The organism is Mycobacteriales bacterium (genome assembly GCA_035995165.1).
GTDB lineage: Bacteria > Actinomycetota > Actinomycetes > Mycobacteriales > CADCTP01 > CADCTP01.
In genome coordinates, this window is sequence record DASYKU010000069.1 from 1 (window position 1) to 21387 (window position 21387).

The 21387-nt window shown below is 73.2% G+C and carries 20 protein-coding genes; 12 read left to right on the forward strand and 8 right to left on the reverse strand.

Annotated features, from left to right (window positions below; translation table 11 throughout):
- The 4 genes from VGP36_11380 to VGP36_11395 all read right to left on the reverse strand — a co-directional run.
- A partial coding sequence (locus tag VGP36_11380; protein ID HEV7655314.1) for a zinc-dependent alcohol dehydrogenase family protein occupies window positions 1–858 on the reverse strand: 858 nt, incomplete at its 3' end.
- A gap of 21 nt (window positions 859–879) precedes the next feature.
- Complete coding sequence (locus VGP36_11385) at window positions 880–1764, reverse strand: carbohydrate ABC transporter permease (GenBank protein HEV7655315.1); 885 nt, start codon at window positions 1762–1764, stop codon at window positions 880–882.
- Window positions 1761–2717, reverse strand: coding sequence for a sugar ABC transporter permease (locus VGP36_11390; protein HEV7655316.1), 957 nt, complete (start codon window positions 2715–2717; stop codon window positions 1761–1763). The genes VGP36_11385 and VGP36_11390 overlap by 4 nt, the downstream gene beginning before the upstream one ends.
- A 60-nt stretch (window positions 2718–2777) precedes the next feature.
- On the reverse strand, window positions 2778–4139 hold the full coding sequence (locus VGP36_11395) for a sugar ABC transporter substrate-binding protein (GenBank protein HEV7655317.1): 1362 nt from the start codon (window positions 4137–4139) through the stop codon (window positions 2778–2780).
- Window positions 4140–4284: 145 nt separating this feature from the next.
- On the opposite strand from VGP36_11395, the gene VGP36_11400 reads away from it, so the two are divergent.
- Together VGP36_11400 and VGP36_11405 are read left to right on the forward strand one after the other, a co-directional pair.
- Window positions 4285–5250, forward strand: coding sequence for a sugar-binding domain-containing protein (locus tag VGP36_11400; protein HEV7655318.1), 966 nt, complete (start codon window positions 4285–4287; stop codon window positions 5248–5250).
- 2 nt (window positions 5251–5252) lie between these two features.
- Window positions 5253–6041 (forward strand): phosphotransferase, encoded by a 789-nt coding sequence (locus tag VGP36_11405; GenBank protein HEV7655319.1) that lies wholly within the window; start codon window positions 5253–5255, stop codon window positions 6039–6041.
- A 40-nt stretch (window positions 6042–6081) separates the two neighbouring features.
- Here VGP36_11405 and VGP36_11410 read toward each other — a convergent pair whose 3' ends face one another.
- A complete protein-coding gene (locus VGP36_11410) occupies window positions 6082–6603 on the reverse strand; it encodes a hypothetical protein (protein HEV7655320.1) in 522 nt (173 codons plus the stop codon).
- Window positions 6604–6673: 70 nt separating this feature from the next.
- Here VGP36_11410 and VGP36_11415 point away from each other — a divergent pair, with 70 nt between their 5' ends.
- The 10 genes from VGP36_11415 to VGP36_11460 all read left to right on the forward strand — a co-directional run bounded on the left by VGP36_11415 (window position 6674) and on the right by VGP36_11460 (window position 17925).
- Window positions 6674–7339, forward strand: a complete 666-nt coding sequence (locus VGP36_11415; protein HEV7655321.1) for an O-methyltransferase — start codon at window positions 6674–6676, stop codon at window positions 7337–7339.
- A gap of 29 nt (window positions 7340–7368) precedes the next feature.
- Window positions 7369–7920 (forward strand): DUF4126 domain-containing protein, encoded by a 552-nt coding sequence (locus tag VGP36_11420; GenBank protein HEV7655322.1) that lies wholly within the window; start codon window positions 7369–7371, stop codon window positions 7918–7920.
- Window positions 7921–8175: 255 nt separating this feature from the next.
- Complete coding sequence (locus VGP36_11425) at window positions 8176–8652, forward strand: winged helix-turn-helix domain-containing protein (protein ID HEV7655323.1); 477 nt, start codon at window positions 8176–8178, stop codon at window positions 8650–8652.
- 55 nt (window positions 8653–8707) lie between these two features.
- The gene (locus tag VGP36_11430; GenBank protein HEV7655324.1) at window positions 8708–9388 is read left to right on the forward strand and encodes an alpha/beta hydrolase; all 681 of its coding nucleotides are present in this window, start codon (window positions 8708–8710) and stop codon (window positions 9386–9388) included.
- Between the two features lie 54 nt (window positions 9389–9442).
- Entirely contained in the window at window positions 9443–10567 is a 1125-nt protein-coding gene (locus tag VGP36_11435) for an FAD-binding oxidoreductase (protein HEV7655325.1), read from the forward strand.
- Between the two features lie 96 nt (window positions 10568–10663).
- Complete coding sequence (locus VGP36_11440; protein HEV7655326.1) at window positions 10664–14188, forward strand: amino acid adenylation domain-containing protein; 3525 nt, start codon at window positions 10664–10666, stop codon at window positions 14186–14188.
- Window positions 14173–15168 carry an aldo/keto reductase gene (locus VGP36_11445; GenBank protein HEV7655327.1) on the forward strand — a complete coding sequence of 332 codons (996 nt, stop codon included), beginning with the start codon at window positions 14173–14175 and terminating at the stop codon, window positions 15166–15168. The genes VGP36_11440 and VGP36_11445 overlap by 16 nt, the downstream gene beginning before the upstream one ends.
- Window positions 15165–15881: a hypothetical protein gene (locus tag VGP36_11450; GenBank protein HEV7655328.1), complete on the forward strand. Its 717-nt coding sequence runs from the start codon at window positions 15165–15167 to the stop codon at window positions 15879–15881. Before VGP36_11445 ends, VGP36_11450 begins: the two co-directional genes overlap by 4 nt.
- The gene (locus VGP36_11455; GenBank protein HEV7655329.1) at window positions 15878–16720 is read left to right on the forward strand and encodes a family 3 encapsulin nanocompartment shell protein; all 843 of its coding nucleotides are present in this window, start codon (window positions 15878–15880) and stop codon (window positions 16718–16720) included. The genes VGP36_11450 and VGP36_11455 overlap by 4 nt, the downstream gene beginning before the upstream one ends.
- On the forward strand, window positions 16705–17925 hold the full coding sequence (locus VGP36_11460) for an MFS transporter (GenBank protein ID HEV7655330.1): 1221 nt from the start codon (window positions 16705–16707) through the stop codon (window positions 17923–17925). Before VGP36_11455 ends, VGP36_11460 begins: the two co-directional genes overlap by 16 nt.
- Here the strand turns inward: VGP36_11460 and VGP36_11465 are convergent.
- The 3 genes from VGP36_11465 to VGP36_11475 all read right to left on the reverse strand — a co-directional run.
- A complete protein-coding gene (locus tag VGP36_11465; protein ID HEV7655331.1) occupies window positions 17922–18788 on the reverse strand; it encodes a diacylglycerol kinase family protein in 867 nt (288 codons plus the stop codon). The two genes, VGP36_11460 and VGP36_11465, sit on opposite strands and share 4 nt — an antisense overlap.
- A 12-nt stretch (window positions 18789–18800) precedes the next feature.
- Complete coding sequence (locus VGP36_11470; protein ID HEV7655332.1) at window positions 18801–20468, reverse strand: glycerol-3-phosphate dehydrogenase/oxidase; 1668 nt, start codon at window positions 20466–20468, stop codon at window positions 18801–18803.
- 75 nt (window positions 20469–20543) lie between these two features.
- Window positions 20544–21387, reverse strand: an 844-nt coding sequence (locus tag VGP36_11475) for an FGGY-family carbohydrate kinase (protein HEV7655333.1), incomplete at its 5' end; no start/stop codon positions are given.

The window sequence follows — 21387 nt, forward strand, 5'->3', positions numbered from 1 at the left end:
CTCGAAGCTGTGCAGCACCGCCATCGAGCCGACGATCCGGATCTCCTTGTTGTAGATCCGGTACGGCGAGAAGGTGGCCTTCGCGCCCTCCGCCGACACCCCGAACTGCTGGAACGTGCCACCCGGCGCGACCCGCGACAGCCCGTCCTCGATCGCCGCGACCACGCCGGTGCAGTCGACCACGACGTCCCAGCCGCGCGGGCGGTCCAGCTCGTCCGGCGACGCCGCGGTGGCCGTGCAGCCGAGCAGCCGGGCCGTCTCCAGCCGGGCCGGGTTGAGGTCGACGACCTCCACGGTGGACGCTCCGGCCCGTTTGGCCAGCTCCATCATCATCAGGCCCATCGTGCCGGCGCCGTAGATGAGGACGTGATCGGCCAGGTGCGGGGCGAGCACGTCGAACCCGCGGACCGCGCAGGACAGCGGCTCGATCAGCGCGGCGTCCGCTGTGGACACTCCCTCGGGGAGCTTGTAGCAGTTGGCGAACGGCGCCTTGGCGTACTCGGCGGCGCCGCCGGAGGTGGAGACCCCGATCGCGGCCCAGTTCTCGCAGAGGTTCCCGCGTCCGCGCCGGCAGTAGTAGCACTCTCCACAGTGGAGGGACGGGTCGACCGCGACCTGGTCCCCGACCCGGATCCGGTCGGCGGGCACCTCGGGCCCGACCGCGACGACCTCGCCGGCGAACTCGTGCCCGGGGATCACCGGCAGCGTCGGCGCGAACTCGCCCTCCAGGATGTGCAGGTCGGTCCCGCAGATCCCGCAGCCGGCGACCGACACGATGACGTCGCGTGCCCCCGGTGCCGGGTCCGGCACCTCGGTGACCTCGATCTTGCCCGGCTCCTGGATGACGACAGCCTGCATGGAATCTCCCGGAGGGATCGGTTACTTGACGGCGCCCATGGACAGCCCCTGCACGAGCTTGTCCTGGGCCGCGAACCCGGCGATGATCACCGGCAGCGAGATCACCACGGCGGCCGCGCAGACCTTGGCCAGGAACAGGCCCTGGCTGGTCACGAAGCCGGTGAGGAAGACCGGGGCGGTCTGGGCCCGGGTCGCGGTGAGCACCCGGGCGAACAGCAGCTCGTTCCAGCTGAAGATGAAGCAGATCAGCGAGGTCGCGGCGATGCCGGGGAGCACGACCGGCATGACCACCGAGCGCAGGCTGCGGATGAGCCCGGCCCCGTCGACCGCCGCCGCCTCGAGCATCTCGACCGGCACCTCGGCCAGGAACGAGCGCATCATCCACACCGCGATCGGCAGGTTCATCGAGGTGTAGAAGACGATCAGCAGCCAGATGTTGTCGAGCAGGCCGACCTTCTGCGCGAACAGGTAGAGCGGCAGCAGGCCCGCGACCACCGGCAGCATCTTGGTGGACAGGAAGAAGAACAGCACGTCCGTCCACTTGCGAACCGGCCGGATCGACAGCGCGTACGCGGCCGGGATCGCGAACAGGAGCACGAGCAGGGTGGACAGGATGCTGGCGGTCAGCGAGTTCGCGATCGCCGGCCACGGGCTGGCCCCGGAGTTGAAGAACTCCCGGTAGCCCTGCACGGTCAGCGGCGCCGCGATCGAGGGCGGGTTGGTGGCCGCGTCGTTCTCGGTGTGGAACGAGGTGAGCACCATCCAGAGCACCGGCAGCACGAACAGGATGCCGATGATCCAGGCCAGCAGGCCGAACCAGAACGTGCTGATGTTCCGCTTGGGCTTGCGGACGGCCTCGGCGTCGGCGGCCGCGGCCCGCGCCGGCGTCCGCTCGGTGATCGTCATCGGGCGTTCTCCTCACGGAAGAGCGACGACACGGTCCGCAGGGCCAGCGTCGCGATGGCGATCGTGCCGATCACGACGACCACGCCCGCGGCGGACGCCCGGCCGTAGTCGTGCGCTGTGTAGAAGACCTGGTAGATCGTGTACGGCAGGTTGGCCGTGCCGAGGCCGCCGGAGGTGATGGTGAAGACGGCGTCGAAGTTCTGCACGATGTAGATCGAGCCGAGCAACCCACCCAGCTCCAGGTACTGCCGCAGGTGCGGGAAGGTCATGTACCGGAAGATCTCCCACGACGTCGCGCCGTCGATCCGGGCCGCCTCGATGACGTCCAGCGGCCGGCTCTGCAGCCCGGCCAGCAGGATCAGCATCATGAACGGCGTCCACTGCCAGATCAGCGCGACCTCGACCGCGATCAGCGGGTTGTTGGTCAGCCAGTCCGGCTGGGGCGCGTTGCCCTGTCCGAACAGCTTCCAGATCGCGTTGATGGTGCCGTTCAGCAGCCCGTACGTCGGGTTGAACAGCGCGTGCTTCCAGAGCAGCGCCGCCGCCACCGGCACGATCAGGAACGGCGTGATCATCATGGTCCGGACCGCGCCCCGGCCGAAGAACTTCCGGTCCAGCAGCAGCGCGATGACCAGCCCCAGCACCAGGCTGACGATGACGACGGCCACGGTGAGGACGATCGTGGTGACCACCGACTGGAGCATGTTGGCGTCGGTGAACACCCGGCGGAAGTTGCCGAACCCGGCGAACCCCCGCTCGTCCGGGTAGTACGCGTTCCAGTTCATGAACGAGATCACCAGCGTCGCCACGAACGGCAGCTGGGTGACGATGATCGTGAAGATCAACGCCGGCAGCAGCGGGGCGCGCCGGGCCCAGTCACCGGTCCGGCGCAGCGCGGTGGTCGGCTGCTCCGAGCGGTCCTCGGGGGCCTCGGTCTCGACAGCGACGCTCATGACGCCACCTCCGTCGGGGGCTCAAGCGGTGCGACGGCTGGGATGGTGATCACTGTCCACTCAGGACTGTTGTGATCGATAGCGCTCGGCCACGTCCTCGGCCAGGCCCTGACCCTTGTCCAGCGCCTTGTCCACCGTGGTCTTGCCGGCGATGGCCGCGCTGATGTCCTGGGATATCTGGGTGCCGAGGTCGGGGAACTCGGGGATGTCGACGAACTGGATGCCGATCGCCGGCCGCTTCTGCACGCCCGGGTTGGACGGGTCGGCGCTCTCGATCGCGGCCTTGGTCGGCTCGGCGAACGCGCCCGACTCCTTCAGGTAGTCCGGGTTCGCGTACGTCGACTCGCGCTTGCCCGAGGGCACCGCGGACCAGCCGACCTGCTGGCCGACGAGGTTCTCGTAGCCCTTGCCGGACGCCCAGGAGATGAACTTCCAGGCGTCGTCCTTCTTGTTGCTGGCCTGCTGGATGCCCCAGGCCCAGGCGTAGAGCCAGCCGGAGCTCTTGGTCTGCACGACCGGCGCCGGCGCGTACCCGATCTTGCCCTTGACCTTGGAGTCGGCCGCCTCCAGTGAGCCGGCTGCCGAGGTCGCGTCGTACCACATCGCGACGTTGCCCTGGATCAGGTCGTTGAGGCACTCGGTGAAGCCGGCCTGCGGGGCGCCGCTCTCGCCGTGCGTCCGGACCAGGTTCACGTAGAAGTTCACGGCGTTCTTGAACGGCGTCGAGTTGACCTGGGCCTGCCAGTCCTGGGTGAACCAGGTGCCGCCGAAGGTGTTCACGACGGTGGTCAGCGGGGCCAAGACCTGACCCCAGCCGGGCTGGCCGCGCAGGCAGATGCCGCGCATGCCGGGCTGGGCGTTGTCGACCTTCGCCGCGATGTCCGCGACCTGCTGCCAGGTCGGGTTGGCCGGCATCGTGACGCCCTTGGCCTGCAGGACGTCCTTGCGGTACATGAGGAACGAGGACTCGCCGTAGAACGGCTCCCCGTAGACCTGCCCGTCGTCACCCGACATCGCCTTGGTCATCGGCTTGAAGATGTCGTCCTGATCGAAGCCGGGGTCGCTCTTCAGGTACGGCGACAGCGGCGCGATCCACTTGCTGCGCGCGTAGATCGGGATCTCGAAGTTGCTCACCGTGGCCACGTCGTACTGACCGGCCTGGCTGGAGAACTCCTGGCTGATCTTGTCCCGGACGTCGTTCTCCGGCAGCACGGTGAAGTTCACCTTGATGCCGGTGTCCTTGGTGAAGTTGGCCGCCGTCAGCTTTTGCAGATCGATCATTTGCGGGTTGTTGACCATGAGGACGTTCAGGCTGTCGGCCCCGCCCCCACCACCTCCCCACCCGGCACAGCCGGTGGCGGCCAGGCCGAGGGTCACCGAGATCGCGACGAGCCGGACGGACTTCGCAGCATTGCGAGCCACTGCTGCCTCCTGTGGAGCGCGCACAAACATGCACATATGAGCGGGCGGCGTCTCAACTGCAAGAATTCTAGTGAACCCACCCCGGAGTCAATGCCTCGTGCCATACTGGGCGGCCAGTTGCTCAGATGAGCAGGAGCCGGATGGAATGGCCCGTAACCCCGCCGGCGGTCCGGCCCAGATGGTGCTCACGGCGTCGGTGGCCCGGCGCTACTACCTCGACGGCAAGTCCAAGATCGAGATCGCCGAGGAGTTCGCGCTGTCCCGGTTCAAGGTCGCCCGGATGCTGGAGGCGGCCCGGGCCAGCGGACTGGTGAAGATCGAGATCAGCTACCCGGGCGAGGTCGACCTGGAGCTGTCCGGCCGGCTGCAGGAACGCTTCGGGCTGCGACACTCGGTCGTCGTGGACACCCCGGAGGAGGACACCGCCTCGCTGCGGCAGCACCTGGGCACGGCCGCGGCGGAGCTGCTGGCCGAGATCGTCACCACCGACGACGTGCTCGGGCTGGGCTGGTCCCGCTCGGTCAGCGCGGTCGCCGCGGCCCTGGCCCAGCTGGCCCCGACCCCGGTCGTGCAGCTGACCGGCGCGCTGTCGCGGACCGACGGCGACGACGGGTCGGTGGACGTGGTCCGGGACGTGGCCCGCATCTCCGGCGGCCCGGCCTACTTCTTCCACGCGCCGTTCGTGGTGCCCGATCCGGCCACCGCGCGGGCGCTGCGCCGGCAGCCCGAGGTGGCCCGGACCTTCGCCCAGTTCCCCGGCGTGACCAAGGCGATCGTCGGCATCGGCCGCTGGGCGCCGGCCCAGTCGACCGTGTACGACGCGGCCACCGACCGGGAGCGCAAGGCGCTGCACAGGCAGGGGGTCTGCGCCGAGGTCTCCGGGGTGTTCGTCACCCCGGACGGCGCGACCCCGCCGACCACGCTCAACGACCGGATGATCGGCGTCAGCGCGGCCCAGCTGCGCGCGATCGGCGAGGTCGTGGCGGTGCCGTACGAGGAGGTGAAGGCGCCGGCGGTGCGCGCGGCGCTGCGGTCCCGGCTGGTCAGCAGCCTGGTCACGCACACGTCGCTGGCCCGGGCGCTGCTCGCCGGAACCGGGTTCGCCGACTGAGCGTGTCCGATCACCCCGAGATCCCCCTGTTCGGCGGCACGGCCAACCGTGGCCTGGTCGTCCGGGTCGGCAACACCGTGCGCCGCCCGCAGCGGCCGACCAGCCCGGCCGTGCACGCGCTGCTGCGGCACCTGGACCGGGTCGGCTTCGACGCGGCGCCCCGCTTCCTGGGCATCGACGGCGTCGGGCGGGAGGTCCTGTCCTACGTCGAGGGCCGGGCGATCACCCCGCCGTACCCGGCCTGGGCGCTGACCGATGTGGCGCTGGCCAGCGTGGCCGAGTTGTTGCGGCGCTACCACCAGGCCGTCGCCGGCTTCGACCCGACGCCGTACGAGTGGCCGGCCTCGCCGCCGGACCCGTTCGCCGGCGAGCTGGTGCTGCACAACGACCCCAACCTGGACAACGTCGTGTTCCGGCACGAGCGGGCGGTCGCGTTGATCGACTTCGACCTGGCCAGCCCGGGGCCGCGGGTCTGGGACGTGGCCGCCGCGGTCCGGCTCTGGGCCCCGCTGCGGCAGGACGCGGACGTGGCCGACGCCCGGCGCGGGCAGGTGCTGCGCCGGTTCCGGCTGTTCGCCGACGCGTACGGGCTGACCGGGGCCGAGCGGGAGGTGCTGGTCGACGCGGTGATCGCCAACCACGACTGGCTCTACCAGGTGGTCCGGGACGGGGCCGAGAACGGGCACGAGGCGTTCGCCGACTACTGGCTCTCGGGCGCGCGGGACCGGGCCGCCCGGACCCGGCGCTGGTACGTCCGCTCGACCGCGCTGCTGCGCTCGGTCCTCGGCTGACGCCGCGCCGGGCGCCGCTCACGGCCGCAGCGCCGCCGGGTCAGCGACGGAGCTGGAGCCGGAGCGAGAGAGTCACGACGATCGCCCAGGCGACCACGCCGACGATGAGCACGACCAGCGCGGTGATGTCGCTGGGCAGGGCCAGGAACAGCACCCCGCCCAGGCTCAGCGCCAGCGCGGCCCCACCGGCGACGCCGAGAAAGTACGACGAGCGGGGCCGTTCCCCGGCCAGCGTCGGACCCGGGATCAGCGCGCTGTCCTCCAGCACGGCCCGGTCCGCGTGGAGCGCCGGCCCCGCCTGCTCCCGGGGAGCAGGATGTGGCGGTGGCGGCAGCGGCACCGCCCGGCCGGGCAGCAGCCCCCGCAGCAGGGCCAGCATGAACCCGAGCACGATCAGCACCACGGCGACCAGCGCGACCTGCCAGCCGAGGCCGGCCAGCTCGATCCCGGCACCGACCCCGAACGCGAGCACGGCCAGGCCGAACAGGGCCAGCGCGAGCTCCCCGGCGCGCAGCGAACGCCGTCGCCCCCGCTGATCGTTCACCCGGGACCTCCTGCTCACGAACGGACCGTACCCAGCCCTGGTGCCAGCGGTGGGTCATACCGGACAACGCGTCGGCACCTGGTGTTGGATGACAGTCGTGGAGGAGCTCTGGAACGAAGTCGACGCGTACGTGACCGAGCGGCTGGGCGGTGATGACGCCGCGCTGAGTGCGGCGCTGGTCGCCAGCGCCGCGGCCGGGCTGCCGTCGATCGCGGTGTCGGCGCCGCAGGGCAAGTTCCTGCGGCTGCTGGTCCGGCTGACCGGCGCCCGCTCGGTGCTGGAGGTCGGCACGCTCGGCGGCTACAGCACGATCTGGCTGGCGGGCGGCCTGCCCGCGGGGGGCCGGGTGGTCACGCTGGAGGTGAACCCCGCGCATGCCGCGGTGGCCCGGGCCAACCTGGACCGGGCCGGGCTGGCGGGCGTCGTGGACGTCCTCGTCGGCCCGGCGATCGAGACGCTGCCGACCCTGACCGGGCCGTTCGACCTGGTGTTCATCGACGCGGACAAGCGGAGCAACCCCGACTACGTCCGGGAGGCGCTGCGGCTGACCCGCCCGGGCGCGGTGATCGTGGTCGACAACGTCGTCCGGAACGGCGCGGTGGTCGACCCGGCCGAGACCGGCGCCGACGTGGCCGGCACCCGGGCCACGTACGACCTGCTGGCGGCCGAACCGAGGCTGGACGCGACCGCGATCCAGACGGTCGGGTCGAAGGGGTACGACGGCTTCGCGATCGCGCTCGTGTCGGAGGGGTAGATCCGCACCCGCGCGGGGAGGATCGGATCATGACGTCAGCCCCTTCGCCGAGCGCCCTTTACCGCCCGTTGCTGCTCGGCATCGTCACCGGCCTGCGCAGCCAGCTCAGCGTGGCCGTGCTGGCCTGGTCCGAGCCGGCCTCGGCCCGGGACACCCGGGCGCTGCGGCTGCTGCGTTCGACGCCGGGCCGGTCGATCGTGGCGCTGGCCGCGGCCGGCGAGATCGTCGGGGACAAGCTGCCGAGCACGCCGAGCCGGCTCTCGCCGATGGTGCTCGGGGCCCGGCTGGCGACCGGGGCGGCGGTCGGCGCGCTGGCCGTGGGCTCGGTCGACAGGAGGACGCTGGCGCTGGCGAGCGCGGTCGGGGTGGCCGGCGCCGCCGCCGGGTCGTACGCGGGGGCCGCCTATCGCAAGGCGCTGCCGGCCCGGACGCACACCCCGGACCTGCCCTGGGCGCTGGGCGAGGACATCGTCGCGGCGGGCCTGGCCGCGACCGCGGTGAAGGTCTGGCCGGAGCCGCGGTCCTGGTGGCAGCGGGCGCCGCGGGCCGTCGGGCGCACGGTGACGTTCTGGCGGCGGTGACCAGAACCGCAGTCGAACCCGGTTGACCCCGCTCCCGCGGGCTGCGACCGTTGTCGGCGTGAGCAGCCGACTGGTGTCCAGGGTCTTCCTCGACCTGCGCCGGTGCGCCTCCGCGGTATGTCCGTCCGTTCGCTAGCGACGCGACCCGACCGCCCCTGAGCCGACATCCGAGTCGGCGCACGAAATCCTGGAGAACACACCGTGAGTTTCACTACCCCGCTGCGTCCTGTGGCTACGCAGGGTGATCGATATGCCGTGGCCGCGATCGTCGTGCAGGAGAGCGCCGACGGCGCCGGCAGCGCCGAGCTGACCGAGCTCGCCACCCGGCTGGCCGACGAGGCCCGCCGGCTGCTGCTGGAGGAGCGGCCCGGCGCGAACATCACCGCGGCCGTGGCGGTGAGCGCCCCCAGGTCCACGGCGGTCGTGGTCGAGGCCGGGCTGGCGGTCGACCGGCACGCGTACCGGGCCAGCGTGGACGGGCGGGTGCTGGAGCTGAGCTTCCGCGAGTTCGAGCTGCTGGCCTTCCTGGCCGAGAACGCCGGCCGCGTGTTCAGCCGGCGGCAGCTGGTCAGCTCGGTCTGGGACGGGGCCGCGGTCGGCGCCCGGACGGTCGACGTGCACGTCCGGCGGCTGCGGATGAAGCTCGGCCCGGCCGCCGACCGGATCACCACGGTCCGCAACGTCGGCTACCGCTTCGAACCGTCCCGGGCCGACCTGGAGACCGTCGCCTGACGCCGGTGGCGAACACGGCTACCGACCGGACCGCCGACCTGCTGGGCTGGGCGGCGTGCTGATCCTCTTCGTACACGGTGCGCTGGTCCGCGACGCCGACTGGTGGTGGCACCGGATGCCCGCCCCGCTGGCCCGGTACGGCTTCCGCACCGCCGCGGTCGAGCTGCCGAGCTGCGTCGGCCCCGGTGACCTGGCCGCCGACGCCGTCGCGGTCCGGGCCGCGGTCGACGCGGCGGACGAGCCGGTCGCCCTGGTCGGCCACTCGTACGGCGGGACCGTGATCACCGAGGCCGGTGCCGGTGCGGCCCACCTGGTCTACGTGACCTCGGTGCTGGCCGACGCCGGCCGCTCGCACGCGGACTCCGGCAGCGGCCGGCCGGCGCCGTGGGTGCGGCTGGACCCGGACGGCACCCTGGAGCTGGTCGGCGACGACATCCGGGAGCTGTTCTTCGCCGACTGCGACGACGCGACGTACGAGGCCGCGCTGACCCGCCGGGCCCGGCAGGACGCCACCGCGCTGACCGGAGCGGTGACCACGCCGGCCTGGCGCGCGGTGCCGTCCACGTACGTGGTCTGCGCGCAGGACCGGGCCGTCCCGGCCGCCGACCAGCGCGCCGCCGCGGCGAACGCGGGCCGGGTGCTGGAGGTGCCGGCCGGGCACCACCCGTTCCTCGCGTACCCGGAGCTGTTCGCCGAGACGCTCCGAACCGCCCTCGACCAGGGGAACGCGGAATAACGGAAGAGCACCTACTATCCGGACATCGGCCCTGCCGCCGCCCGAGGGGGTGCGTTGGACAGCGATGTGCTGGTGCTCGGCGCGGGCATCGCCGGTGCCACGGCCGCGTACTTCCTCGCCGCGGGGGGCGCCCGGGTCACCGTCCTGGAGATGGAGGACGCGCCCGGCCGGCACTCCACCGGGCGGTCCGCGGCGCTGTTCTCGGAGTACTTCGGGTCGCCGCCGGTGCGCGCCCTCACCGCGGCCAGCCGCCGGTTCCTGACCGCGCCGCCGGCCGGGTTCGCCGACGCGCCGCTGCTGACACCGCGCGGGGTGGTGACGGTCGCGCTGCCGGGCGAGGAGGCCGCGTTCGAGGAGGCGCTGGCCGCGGCCCGGTCCGCTCCCGGCGGCGCGGACGAGATCAGCCTGGCCGATGCCCGCCGGCTGTGCCCGGTGCTGCGCGCCGGGCGGTACGGGCGGGCCATGCACAAGCCGGCCGCGATGGACATCGACGTGGCCGCGCTGCACGAGGGCTTCCTGCGCGGCGTCCGGGCCGAGGGCCGGGTGGTCACGCTGGCCCGGGTCCGGGAGCTGCGCCTGGACGGCATGGGCTGGATCGCCGGCACCCCGGCCGGCGACTACTCCGCGCCGGTGCTGGTGAACGCGGCCGGGGCCTGGGCCGACGAGCTGGCGGTGCTGGCCGGGGCCGCCCCGGTCGGGCTGGTCCCCCGGCGCCGGACCGCCTGCCTGATCGACCCCGGGACGGACGCCTCGGGCTGGCCGCTGCTCAACGACCTACCGGAGACGTTCTACTGCAAGCCGGAGTCGGGCGCGCTGCTGGTCTGCCCGTCCGACGCCGAGCCCGAGGCGCCCGGCGACATCCGGGCCCGGGACCTGGACGTGGCCGTCGGGATCGACCGGCTGGAACAGGCCACCACCCTGTCCGTACGGACGGTGCAGCACGCCTGGGCCGGCCTGCGGACCTCGGCGCCGGACGACGTGCCGGTGGTCGGGCCGGACCCGGCGCGGCCCGGCTTCCACTGGCTCGCCGGCGTGGGCGGCTACGGCGTGCAGCTGTCGCCCGCTGTCGGGCAGTTGCTCGCCGCCGCCGTGCTCGGCACCGAGCCCGACCTGCCCGAGCTGGCCGGCCTGCCGGCCGGCGCGATCACCCCCAACCGGTTCGCCGGCACACATTCGTAACAAACCTGCGGAAGGCATACGTTCGGCCTATTGCGGGCAGTGGGTAGACAACCACTACGGTGCGAACAGCGGGGCGTGAGCAGGGAGATACATGTCGTGACGGCGCAGTGGCAGGAGACCGGCTCCCGAGCCGCCGACGTCGCCGAGTACCGGCGAGCCGTGGCCTTCGGCACCGACCGGGGCGCCGCCCCGCGGATGGCGGTCCTGGCCGTCGCCGAGACCCTGACCCGGCTGGGCCGCGAGCTCCCGATCCGGGTGTACGTCGCCGACCGGGCCGCGGACTTCTCCCGGCTGCCGGCCGTGCTGCGCGACCTGCCCGCCGTCGCGGCCGGCGCCCGGCTGCCCGGCCTGCGCACCCAGGCCATCGGCCGCGCGCCCGCCGGCGGCCTCGCCCTGCGGGTGGGCGAGGAGCCGGCCGACGGCGGCGCCGACGCCAGCGCGGCCGCCGTCCGGATCCGCTGCCTGCTCGGCCCCGAGCTGCGGGTCCTGGTCGACTGCGCGCCCGGCGACAGCTGGCGCCGGTCCCTTGCCGCGGTGGCCGAGATGGTCGGCGAGATCATGGCCGGGCTGCTCGCCGACCCGGCTCTGCGGCCCGCGGAGGCGATCGGGATCGGCCCGGTCTCGCGGCACCGGGCGCTGACCGAGCTGGCCGGCAGCCGGGTCGACCACGGCCCGTTCCGGTCGCTGGCCGCGCTGGTCGAGGAGCAGGTCGACGAGGACTCGGAGCGGCCGGCGGTCGTGCACGCCGGGGCCACGCTGACGTACGGGCGGCTGGACCGGCTGGCCAACGCGTTCGCGGCCGAGCTCGCCGCCGACGGCGTCCGCGCGGGCGACGTGGTGCCGCTGCTGCTGGGCAACTCGCTCGAGCTGCCGGTCAGCTGCCTGGCCCTGCTCAAGCTGGGGGCGGCGTTCGTGCCGCTGGACCCGCAGTGGCCGGAGCTGCGGCTGACCGCCGCGCTGGACGTGCTGCGGCCGCCGGTGACGGTGACCGCGGGCGAGCCGGTGCCGGCCGGGCGGGCGCTGACCGTCCGGGTCGCGTCGCTGGTCGAGCAGCCGGAGCAGCCGGGGGTCGAGGTCGGGCCGGACGACCTGGCGTACGGCGTCTTCACCTCGGGCACCACCGGCACCCCGCGCTGCGCCCTGAACACCCACGGCGGCCTGGTCAACCGGCTGCGGTTCATGACCCGCTGGTTCGGGCCGCCGCCGGCCGGCGGTGAGGTCGTGCTGCAGAACAGCAAGCACACCTTCGACTCCGCGGTCTGGCAGCTGTTCTGGCCGCTGACCATCGGCGGCCGCACGGTCGTGCCGGCCACCGGCGACTTCCTGGACCTGCAGCAGACGGTCGAGACGCTGGCCCTGCACGGGGTGACCGTCACCGACTTCGTGCCGACCACGTTCAACCTGCTGGTCGGCCGGCTGGCCCGGGACCCGGAGGCGCTGGCCCGGATCTCGACGCTGCGGCACCTGGTCGTCGGCGGCGAGGAGATCAGCCCGCGGCAGGTGCACCGGCTGCGGGCGCTGCTGCCGGACCTGCGGGTCTCCAACGCGTACGGGCCGAGCGAGACCACGATCGGGATGGTCTTCCACCCCGTCTCCACCGAGGACGGCGACGACGTGCCGCTCGGCCGGCCCATCGACAACTGCGCCGTGGTCGTGGTGGACGACGCGCTGCGGCCGCTGCCGGCCGGCGCGGTCGGCGAGATCGCCATCGGCGGGGCCTGCGTCGGCGCGGGCTACCTGCGGGCGCCGGAGGCGACCGCGGCCAAGTTCGTCCCCAACCCCTTCGCCGAGATCCGGGGCGACCGGCTCTACCACAGCGGCGACCTGGGCTGGTTCGACCCGCAGGGGCGGCTGCACTTCGCCGGCCGGACCGACTTCCAGGCCAAGGTCGGCGGCGTCCGGGTCGAGCTGGGCGAGATCCAGGCCGCCGCGCAGAGCCACCCCGGCGTACGGCAGGCCATGGTGCTGGTGGCCGGCACCGACGCCGCCCAGGGGCTGGCCGTGTTCGCCGCCGCCGACGACGTGACCGAACAGGACCTGCGCGACCACCTGCGGCTCCGGCTGCCGCGGACGTCGCTGCCCCGGCACGTGGTGCTGCTGCCCGAGCTGCCGCTGGCCGACTCGGCCAAGGTCGACCGGGCCGTGCTGGTGGACCTGCTCGAGGTCCGGCTGGCCGAGGCGGCCACGCTCGGGGCCGAGGCCGGGCCGACCGAGGCCGACGGGGTGCTCAGCGCGTTCCGGGTGGCGCTGGCCGACCCGGCGCTGCCGGCCGACGCCGACTTCCTGGTCGCCGGCGGCGACTCGCTGCGGGCGGTCTCGCTGGTCGGGGCGCTGCGGGCCAGCCTGGGCCTGGACGTCGGCGTGCAGGACCTGCTGGAGCACCCGACCGCCGAGGCCATGATCGGGTTCGTCGAGCGGCAGCGGACCGAGGCCGACGTGCCGCCCGGCGTGCAGGCGGCGATGGACGCGGACACGCTGGCCCCGCTGCCGACCCCGCTGGTGCCCGCGGGCGAGGCCGGGACGCCGGAGCGGGTGCTGCTCACCGGGGCCACCGGCTTCGTCGGGGCCCAGCTGGCGTACGAGCTGCTGACCCGGACCGGCGCCGAGGTGCTCTGCCTGATCCGGGCCTTCGACGACCAGGACGCCCGGGACCGGCTGGTGGCGACGCTGGCCATGCGCGGGCTCTGGCGGGACGAGTGGTCCGCCCGGCTGGTCGCGGTGGCCGGCGCGCTCGACGCGCCCGGCCTCGGCCTGGACCTGGACGCCTGGGAGCGGCTGGCCGAGGCGGACGCCGTCCTGCACGCCGGGGCCCGGGTCAACTTCCTCTACGACTACCGCGCCCACCGCGGTCCGAACGTGCTCGCCGCCGACGCACTGCTGCGGATCGCGCAGCACGGCCGGCCGGCGCCGCTGGTCCACCTGTCCACGCTGGGCGTGCTGGACCGGGACGCGGCGATGCACGACGTACCCACGCCGGAGGACGTCGACCTGGAGCGGGTGGTGCCGCCGGAGAGCGGCTACAGCCAGTCCAAGTGGGTGGCCGAGCGGCGGCTGACCCGGGCCCGCGGCGCCGGCGCGACGGTGACCGTGCTGCGGCTCGGTGAGGTGATGCCGTCGGCCGGCGGCGCGGCCAACCCGCGGGCGCTGACCCACCTGCTGCTGACCGCGTTCGCCCGGCTGCGGGCCTGCCCGGACATCCAGCTCTGGACCGACTACACGCCGGTCGACTGGGCCGCCAAGGTGACCGTGGCGGCGCTGGCCGACCCGGCCGCCCGCGGCCGGGACCTGCACGTCTTCCACCCCAAGCCGGTGTCGCTGACCGACGTGCTGCCCCAGGCCGGGGTGCCGCTGGAGCGGCTGCCGGTGGCGGAGTTCCGGCGCCGGGTCGAGGCCGGCACCGGACCCGAGCTGAGCACCCTGGCCGGGATGCTGCGCGGGCTGCCGGACGACGGCCTGGACCGGCTGGTGGTCGACAATCCGCGATTGTTCCTGGCCGACGCCGGAGTGAGACTGGCCGAGCAGGCCGGGTTGCCGCCGGCGGACCTCGGTCCGCCGATCCGCGGCTACGTGCAGTGGCTGATGACCCAGGCGGAGGAGGAGGCGGCGTGCGCGAGCGGGTGATGGGCCGGCTGGGCTGGCCGGTCGGCGAGGTCGGCTACGGGATGTGGGGCATCGCGGGCGGCAGCGGCGGCTTCGTCGACGCCGACCTCGCCGCCGCACCCGGCTGCCTCGACCTCGCCGTCGAGCTCGGCTGCACGTTCTTCGACACCGCCGCGTCGTACGGGCGGGGCGTCAGCGAACTGCTGCTGGGCCGGGCCCTGCGGACCGCGGCCCGGTCCACACCGGACCGTCGCCTGTGGACGGCCACCAAGGTGCCGCCGAAGAACCAGGAGTGGCCGCCGCGGCCGGGCGACCGGCTGGAGGACGTCTTCCCGCCCGAGCACGTGCGCGACTGGACCCGGCGCAGCCTGGACAACCTCGGCCTGGACCGGATCGACCTGCTGCAGTTCCACGTCTGGGAGGACCGCTGGGCCGCCGACCCGTCCTGGCAGCGGGTCGTACGTGAGCTCAAGGACGAGGGTCTGATCGGCGGCTTCGGGCTGTCGCTGAACCGCTGGGAGCCGGCCAACGGCCTGGCCGCGATCGGGACCGGGCTCGTCGACGCGGTCCAGGTCATCTACAACGTCTTCGACCAGGCCCCGGAGGACGAGCTGTTCCCCCGCTGCCAGGCCGAGGGGATCGCGGTCATCGCCCGGGTCCCGTACGACGAGGGCGCGCTGACCGGGATGCTCACCCGGACCAGCAGCTGGCCCGCGGGCGACTTCCGCAACACGTACTTCGGGCCGGAGAACCTGGGCCCGACCGTGGACCGGGTCGAGGCGCTGCAGAAGGTCGTCCCGGACGGGATGACGCTGCCGGAGCTCGCGCTGCGGTTCGTGCTGCAGCACCCGGCCGTGAGCGTGGTGATCCCGGGCATGCGCAGCGCCGGGCACGTGCGCTCCAACCTGGCCGCCGGGGAGGCGCCGCCGCTGGCGCCCGGCCTGGTCGAGGAGCTGCGCGCGCACCGCTGGGACCGGACCCCGACGGCCTGGTCGGGATGACACCGATCTGGCTGTGGGCCCACCCGCGATCCCGCTCGACCGCGCTGGAACGGATGATGATGGAGCGCGGCGACGTGACCGTGCTGCACGAGCCGCTGGTCTCGCTGCTCGACGACGGGCGGGTGTCCATTCCGGACGGTCCGACGCTCGAGTCCGTCGCCGCCGTCGTGGACTACGCGAAGTCGCTGCCCGGAGCGGTGTTCGTCAAGGACACCACCGAGCACCGCTACACCGACCACCTGACGCCATCGCTCGCCGCGGGGATCACGCACACGTTCGTGGTCCGGGAGCCGGCCGCGGCGATCGCCTCGCACGTCGCGGTGAAGGCCGACGCGTCCTGCTCCGACATCGGCTACGAGTACCAGTGGCTGGTCTTCGAGCTGGCCCGGTCGCTGACCGGGACGCCGCCGGTGGTGATCGACTCCGACCAGCTCGTCCGGTACCCGGAGTCCGTGGTGGCCGGTTACTGCGAGGCCGTCGGGCTGCCGTTCCGGTCCGACGCGCTGCGCTGGCAGGCGGGCGACCGGCCGGAGTGGGAGCGGACCGCCCGGTGGCACGTGGCCGCCGGCCGCAGCACCGGCTTCGTCGCCGGCCCCCCGCCCCCGGTCCGGCTCGACGGTCACCTGCGCGACTACTACGAGCACCACCGGCCGTACTACGACCGGATGGTGCGCCACGCCCTTCCCCCGCGACCCTCGGAGGCGCCCCGATGAACGAGTCCCCCGGTCAGGCGTTCCACAAGGCGTACGCCGACGATCCCGGCGGCGCTCGGGTGAGCTTCGACTACACGATCACCGAAGCCTTCATGCCGACCAAGGAACGTCCCCGGGTGACCGTACGGAACCTGCTCAAGGTCCGGCCGGTGGACACCGACACCACCAGGTTCTGGCAGGAACGCCGGCCGCCGCGGGCCGAGACGGCCGGGGTGAGCGAGGCCCAGCTGCGGCAGGAGGCCACGTTCACCGCCGGGATGGCATCGGCGGGTCTGCACCCGGTCCGGGCCTGGGTCCGGATCCCGGACGGGCTGGCCGACGACCCGGAGGCGTTCGCCGAGTTCATCGACTACCGGCTGCTGGTCCGGCTGGCGACGGCCGAGAACCAGGCGCTGACGTTGAGCGAGCACGGCATCCTCCAGCACCCGGACCTGACCCGGCTGCCGTACCGGGGCGACTTCGTGGCCGGGGTGCTGGCCGCCTGCAACGAGATCGAGCAGAACGGCGCGACGGCGCACGCGATGATCGTCAACCCGTACGACTGGTGGTATTCGATGCTGGGCAAGGGCGTCCTGGCCGAGCTGACCGCCAACGGCACGCTCATCAGCCGGACCCGGATGATCGCGCCCGGGCACGCGCTGGTCGGCGACTTCGCCGTCGCGGCCCGGCTGCTGGACGGCGGCCGGTCCGAGATCCGGGTCGAGGAATCGCCGCCGGGCACCTTCGCCACCCCCGGGCCCGCGGTGGTGGCCGAGGTCTGGGAGGGTCTCGCCCTGCACCTGCCGACGCACTTCTTCTACATGACGCCGGTGGTGGACGAGGGGTGGACGCCGCGGTGAGCTCGCCGGGCCTGGCCTTCTTCCGGCCGTTCCTGCCGTTGTTCGGGACGATCTTCTTCTGCCTGCTGTCGGTCGGCGCCTCGCTGGCGACGCTGCCGTTCTACGTCACCGACAAGCTCGGCGGCGGCAACCTCGCAGTCGGCTTCGTGGTGGCGACCATCGCGGTCGCGGCGATCGTGGCCCGGCCGATCGCCGGCCGGCTGGCCGACAGCCGCGGCTACAAGCCGATCTTCATGGCCGGCGCGGTCACCTGCTCGCTGGCCGGCGTCCTCTACTTCGCCTCGCTGCACGTCGCGGTGCTGGTCCCGGTCCGGCTGGTGCACGGCATCGGCGAGGCCGCGGTCTACACCGCCGGCGCGGCCTGGCTGGTCTCGATCTGCCCGCCGGCCCGGCGCGGCCGGGTGGTCGGGCTCTACGGCACCGCGATGTGGCTGGGCATCACGCTCGGCGCGCTGTTCGGGGAGCTGCTGCGGGACGGGATCGGCTACGGCGCGGTCTGGTCGTTCTGCATCGTCATGCCGCTGATCGGGCTGGGGATCGCGGCCGCGACCCCGCCGCCGTCGCAGGTGGGCGGGGCGGCCAAGCCGGTCCTCGTTCCGCGCGGGGCCGTGGTGCCGGGAATCGCGCTGTCGCTGGCCTCGCTCGGCTACGGCGCGCTGGCCGCGTTCGTCGCGCTGCACCTGTCCCACAAGGGGATCGCGGGCGGCATCGCGGCCTTCAACGCGTACGGGATCGCGTACGTCGGGGTGCGGCTGGTGCTCGGCAACTGGCCGGACCGGTTCGGGCCGCGGCGGGTCGCGTTCTGGTCCGGGCTGGTCGAGGCGGTCGGGCTGCTGCTGGTCGCGATGGCGCCGAACCTGGCCGTCGCCGTGGTCGGCGGGTTCGTCATGGGCTCCGGGCTGTCGCTGCTGTTCCCCGCGCTGGCGCTGATCGTGATCAACCAGACCGCGCCGTCCCAGCAGGGCGGCGCGATCGGCACGTTCACCTCGTTCTGGGACCTCGGCGTCGCGCTCGGCGGGCCGCTCGGCGGGATCATCGTCGGCATCAGCGACTACCCGCAGATCTTCTACGTGATGCTGGTCGCGGCGATCGCGTCCGCCGCCCTCGGCGCGCTCCCCATCCGCTCGCCCGCCCCCGAACCGGAAGCGCGGCCGCCGACCGCGCGTCCCGGTGACGTCGAGACCGCCGAGGAGGCCTCGACCTAGCGGAGTTCGGTGAGGGCGGCGGCGGCCATCTCGACGGCGACGGACGTGCCGGCGGCGACCTCGATGACCTCGCCGTCGACCTGCAGGGGCGTCGGGCTGACCGTACGGAACCGGTAGGACCGGGCGGTCGGCTGGTCGCCGAGGCCGCGGGTGACCGCCCGCAGCGCGGTCAGCAGCACCTTCCACTTCGCCGTGTGCGGGATCGTGATCACCTCGAACAGGCCGTCGTCGGGGTCGCCGTCCTCGCTCAGCGTGGCGAACTTGGCCATCTGGTCGATGTTGGCGAAGACCAGGCTGTCCAGCCGGACCCGCCCGCCGTCGGAGAGGTCCAGCGCGAACGGACGGAAGCGAGCGAACGTCCGGACCACCGAGACGATCTCCCGCAGCGAGCCCTTGCCGCCCTTCTCCAGGTCGATCGCGACGACCGGGGTCAGCCCGAGCCCGATGTAGGAGTGGGCCCACTGGATGTCGTCGCCAGTGGTCAGCCGGAGCAGGTCCATCCGGGTCACCTCGCCGGCCACGATCGCGTCCGCGAGCGGCTGCTCCCGGGTGGCCCGGCGGTGGTCGTTGGCGTTGCCGGCCGCCAGCACGGCCGCGACCACCTGGTCGTTGCCGGCCTGCATCAGCCCGTCCACGACCTCGCTGTAGCCGCCGTCGCCGCTGACCGAGACGACCAGCGGCGCCCCGGTCGCGGCGGCGTCGCGGGCCAGCTCCCGGGCGTGCCCGGCCCGCTCGGTCGGCAGCAGCTCGACCGGCAGGTCCGGGACCCGCGACGCCAGCTCGTCCCGCAGTTCGCCGGCCTTCTTCTCGGCGTCGCCCGTGCTCTGCGGGTTGAAGATCAGGACAACGCGGTCGAAGGTCACCGCGGCACCGTACTAGCGGTCGAGCGGGACGATCTCGGGGGCCTTGAGGCGGACCGCGTCGGCGGTCTCGTCGTCGGGCTCGTGCTGGGAGCGGATCTCCGCGTCCACCCGGGCCCGGTACGCGCTGATCTCCTTCTCGGTCTGGGCCTCGTCCCAGCCCAGCACGCCGGCCATCAGCTCGGCCGCGACCGGCGCGGCCCGGGCCCCGCGGTCCCAGGTCTCGATCGAGATCCGGGTCCGGCGGGCCAGCACGTCGTCCAGGTGCCGGGCGCCCTCGTGCGAGCACGCGTACACGACCTCGACCCGCAGGTAGTCCTCGGCGCCGAGCAGCGGCTCGCCGAGCGACTTGTCGTCCTTGATCAACTCCAGGATCTCGTCCAGCAGCGTGCCGTAGCGCCCGAGCAGGTGCTCGATGCGGGCCACGTGCAGGCCGGAGGACTGCGCGGTCAGGGCACGCCGGTTCCAGGCCGCCGCGTACCCCTCGGCGCCGACCAGCGGGACCCGGTCGGTGACGCACTCGGGCACCTTCTCGTCCAGCCCGTGCGCGACCGCGTCGACGGCGTCCTTGGCCATCACCCGGTACGTCGTGTACTTCCCGCCGGCGACCACGACCAGCCCCGGCGCGGCGTGCGCGACCACGTGCTCGCGGGACAGCTGCGAGGTCGACTCCGACTCGCCGGACAGCAGCGGCCGCAGCCCCGCGTACACCCCCTCGACGTCCTCGGTCGTCAACGGCGTGGTGAGCACGGCGTTGACGTGGTCGAGGATGTAGTCGATGTCGGCCGCGGTGGCCGCCGGGTGGGCCTTGTCCAGCTCCCAGTCGGTGTCGGTGGTGCCGATGATCCAGTGCCGGCCCCACGGGATCACGAACAGCACGCTCTTCTCGGTACGCAGGATCAGCGCCGCGTCGGAGTGGATCCGGTCCTTCGGCACGACCAGGTGCACGCCCTTGGACGCCCGGACGTGGAACTGCCCGCGGGCCGCGACCAGCGCCTGCGTCTCGTCCGTCCACACGCCGGTGGCGTTGATCACCTGACGGGCGTGCACCTCGACCGTACGGTCGCTCTCCAGGTCCCGGACCAGGGCGCCGGTGACCCGCTCGCCCTCGCGCAGGAACCCGACCACCCGCGACCGGGTCGCGATCAGCGCCCCGAAATGCGCCGCCGTCCGGGCGATGTTCATCGTGTGCCGGGCGTCGTCGACCTGACCGTCGTAGTAACGCACGGCGCCGATGAGCGCGTCCTTGCGCAGCGACGGCGCGATCTTCAGCGCGCCCCGCCGGCTGAAGTGCTTGTGCCGGGGCAGCCGGCCGCGCACCCCGGCCGGCGACGCCGCCGCCATGATGTCGTAGAGCAAGATCCCGGAGCCCACGTACGGCCGTTCCCAGACCCGGTGCTGCAGCGGGTAGAGGAATGGCAGCGCCCGGGCGAGGTGGGGCGCGAGCTCACCGATGATGAGCCCGCGCTCCCGCAACGCCTCGTGCACCAACCCGAAATCGAGCATCTCGAGGTATCGCAGGCCGCCGTGCAGCAGCTTGCTGGACCGGCTGGAGGTACCGCTGGCCAGGTCGCGTCCGTCGACCAGGCCGACCCGCAGGCCGCGGGTGGCGGCGTCCAGCGCGCTGCCGGCCCCCACCACCCCGCCTCCGATGACCAGCACGTCGAGCTCGATCTGCCCCATCCGGTCGAGGGCATCGGCCCGGGCCTGGGGCGAAAGTGCGGCGGCTGTTCCCACGGTGTGCCTCCCCGAGAGAGGTCAGTCGACCTCCACCCAGTCCAGTGTGCGCTGGACGGCCTTCTGCCATCCCGCGTACCCCGCCTGGCGCTGATCATCCGACCAGTTCGGGGTCCACCGCTTGTCCTCGTTCCAGTTCTCGCGCAGTTCGTCGGTGTTGTTCCAGAACCCGACCGCGAGCCCGGCCGCGTACGCCGCGCCCAGCGCGGTGGTCTCGGCCACGACCGGCTTGCTCACCGGGACGCCGAGGACGTCGGCCTGGATCTGCATGCACAGGTTGTTGGCGGTGATGCCGCCGTCGACCTTGAGCACGTCCAGGTCCACCCCGGAGTCCTTGGCCATCGCGTCCACGACGTCGCGGGACTGGTAGCAGATCGCCTCCAGCGTGGCCCGGGCGATGTGCGCGCTGGTGTTGAACCGGGACAGCCCGACGATCGCGCCCCGCGCGTCCGAGCGCCAGTACGGCGCGAACAGGCCGGAGAACGCCGGCACGAAGTAGACCCCGCCGTTGTCCTCGACCGACCGGGCCAGCGTCTCGGACTCCTCCGCGCCGCGGATGATCCCCAGCTGGTCGCGCAGCCACTGCACGGCCGAACCGGTGACCGCGATCGACCCCTCCAACGCGTACACCACGTCCTGGTCGCCGAACTTGTAGCAGACCGTCGACAGCAGGCCGCTGTTCGACCGGACCAGCTCGGTGCCGGTGTTCAGCAGCATGAAGTTGCCGGTGCCGTAGGTGTTCTTCGCCTCGCCGGGCGCGAAGCACACCTGCCCGACGGTGGCCGCCTGCTGGTCACCGAGGTCGCCGGTGAGGGGGATCCCGGCGAACGCCGCTGGGTTGCGCACGACGCCGTAGGGCTCCGGA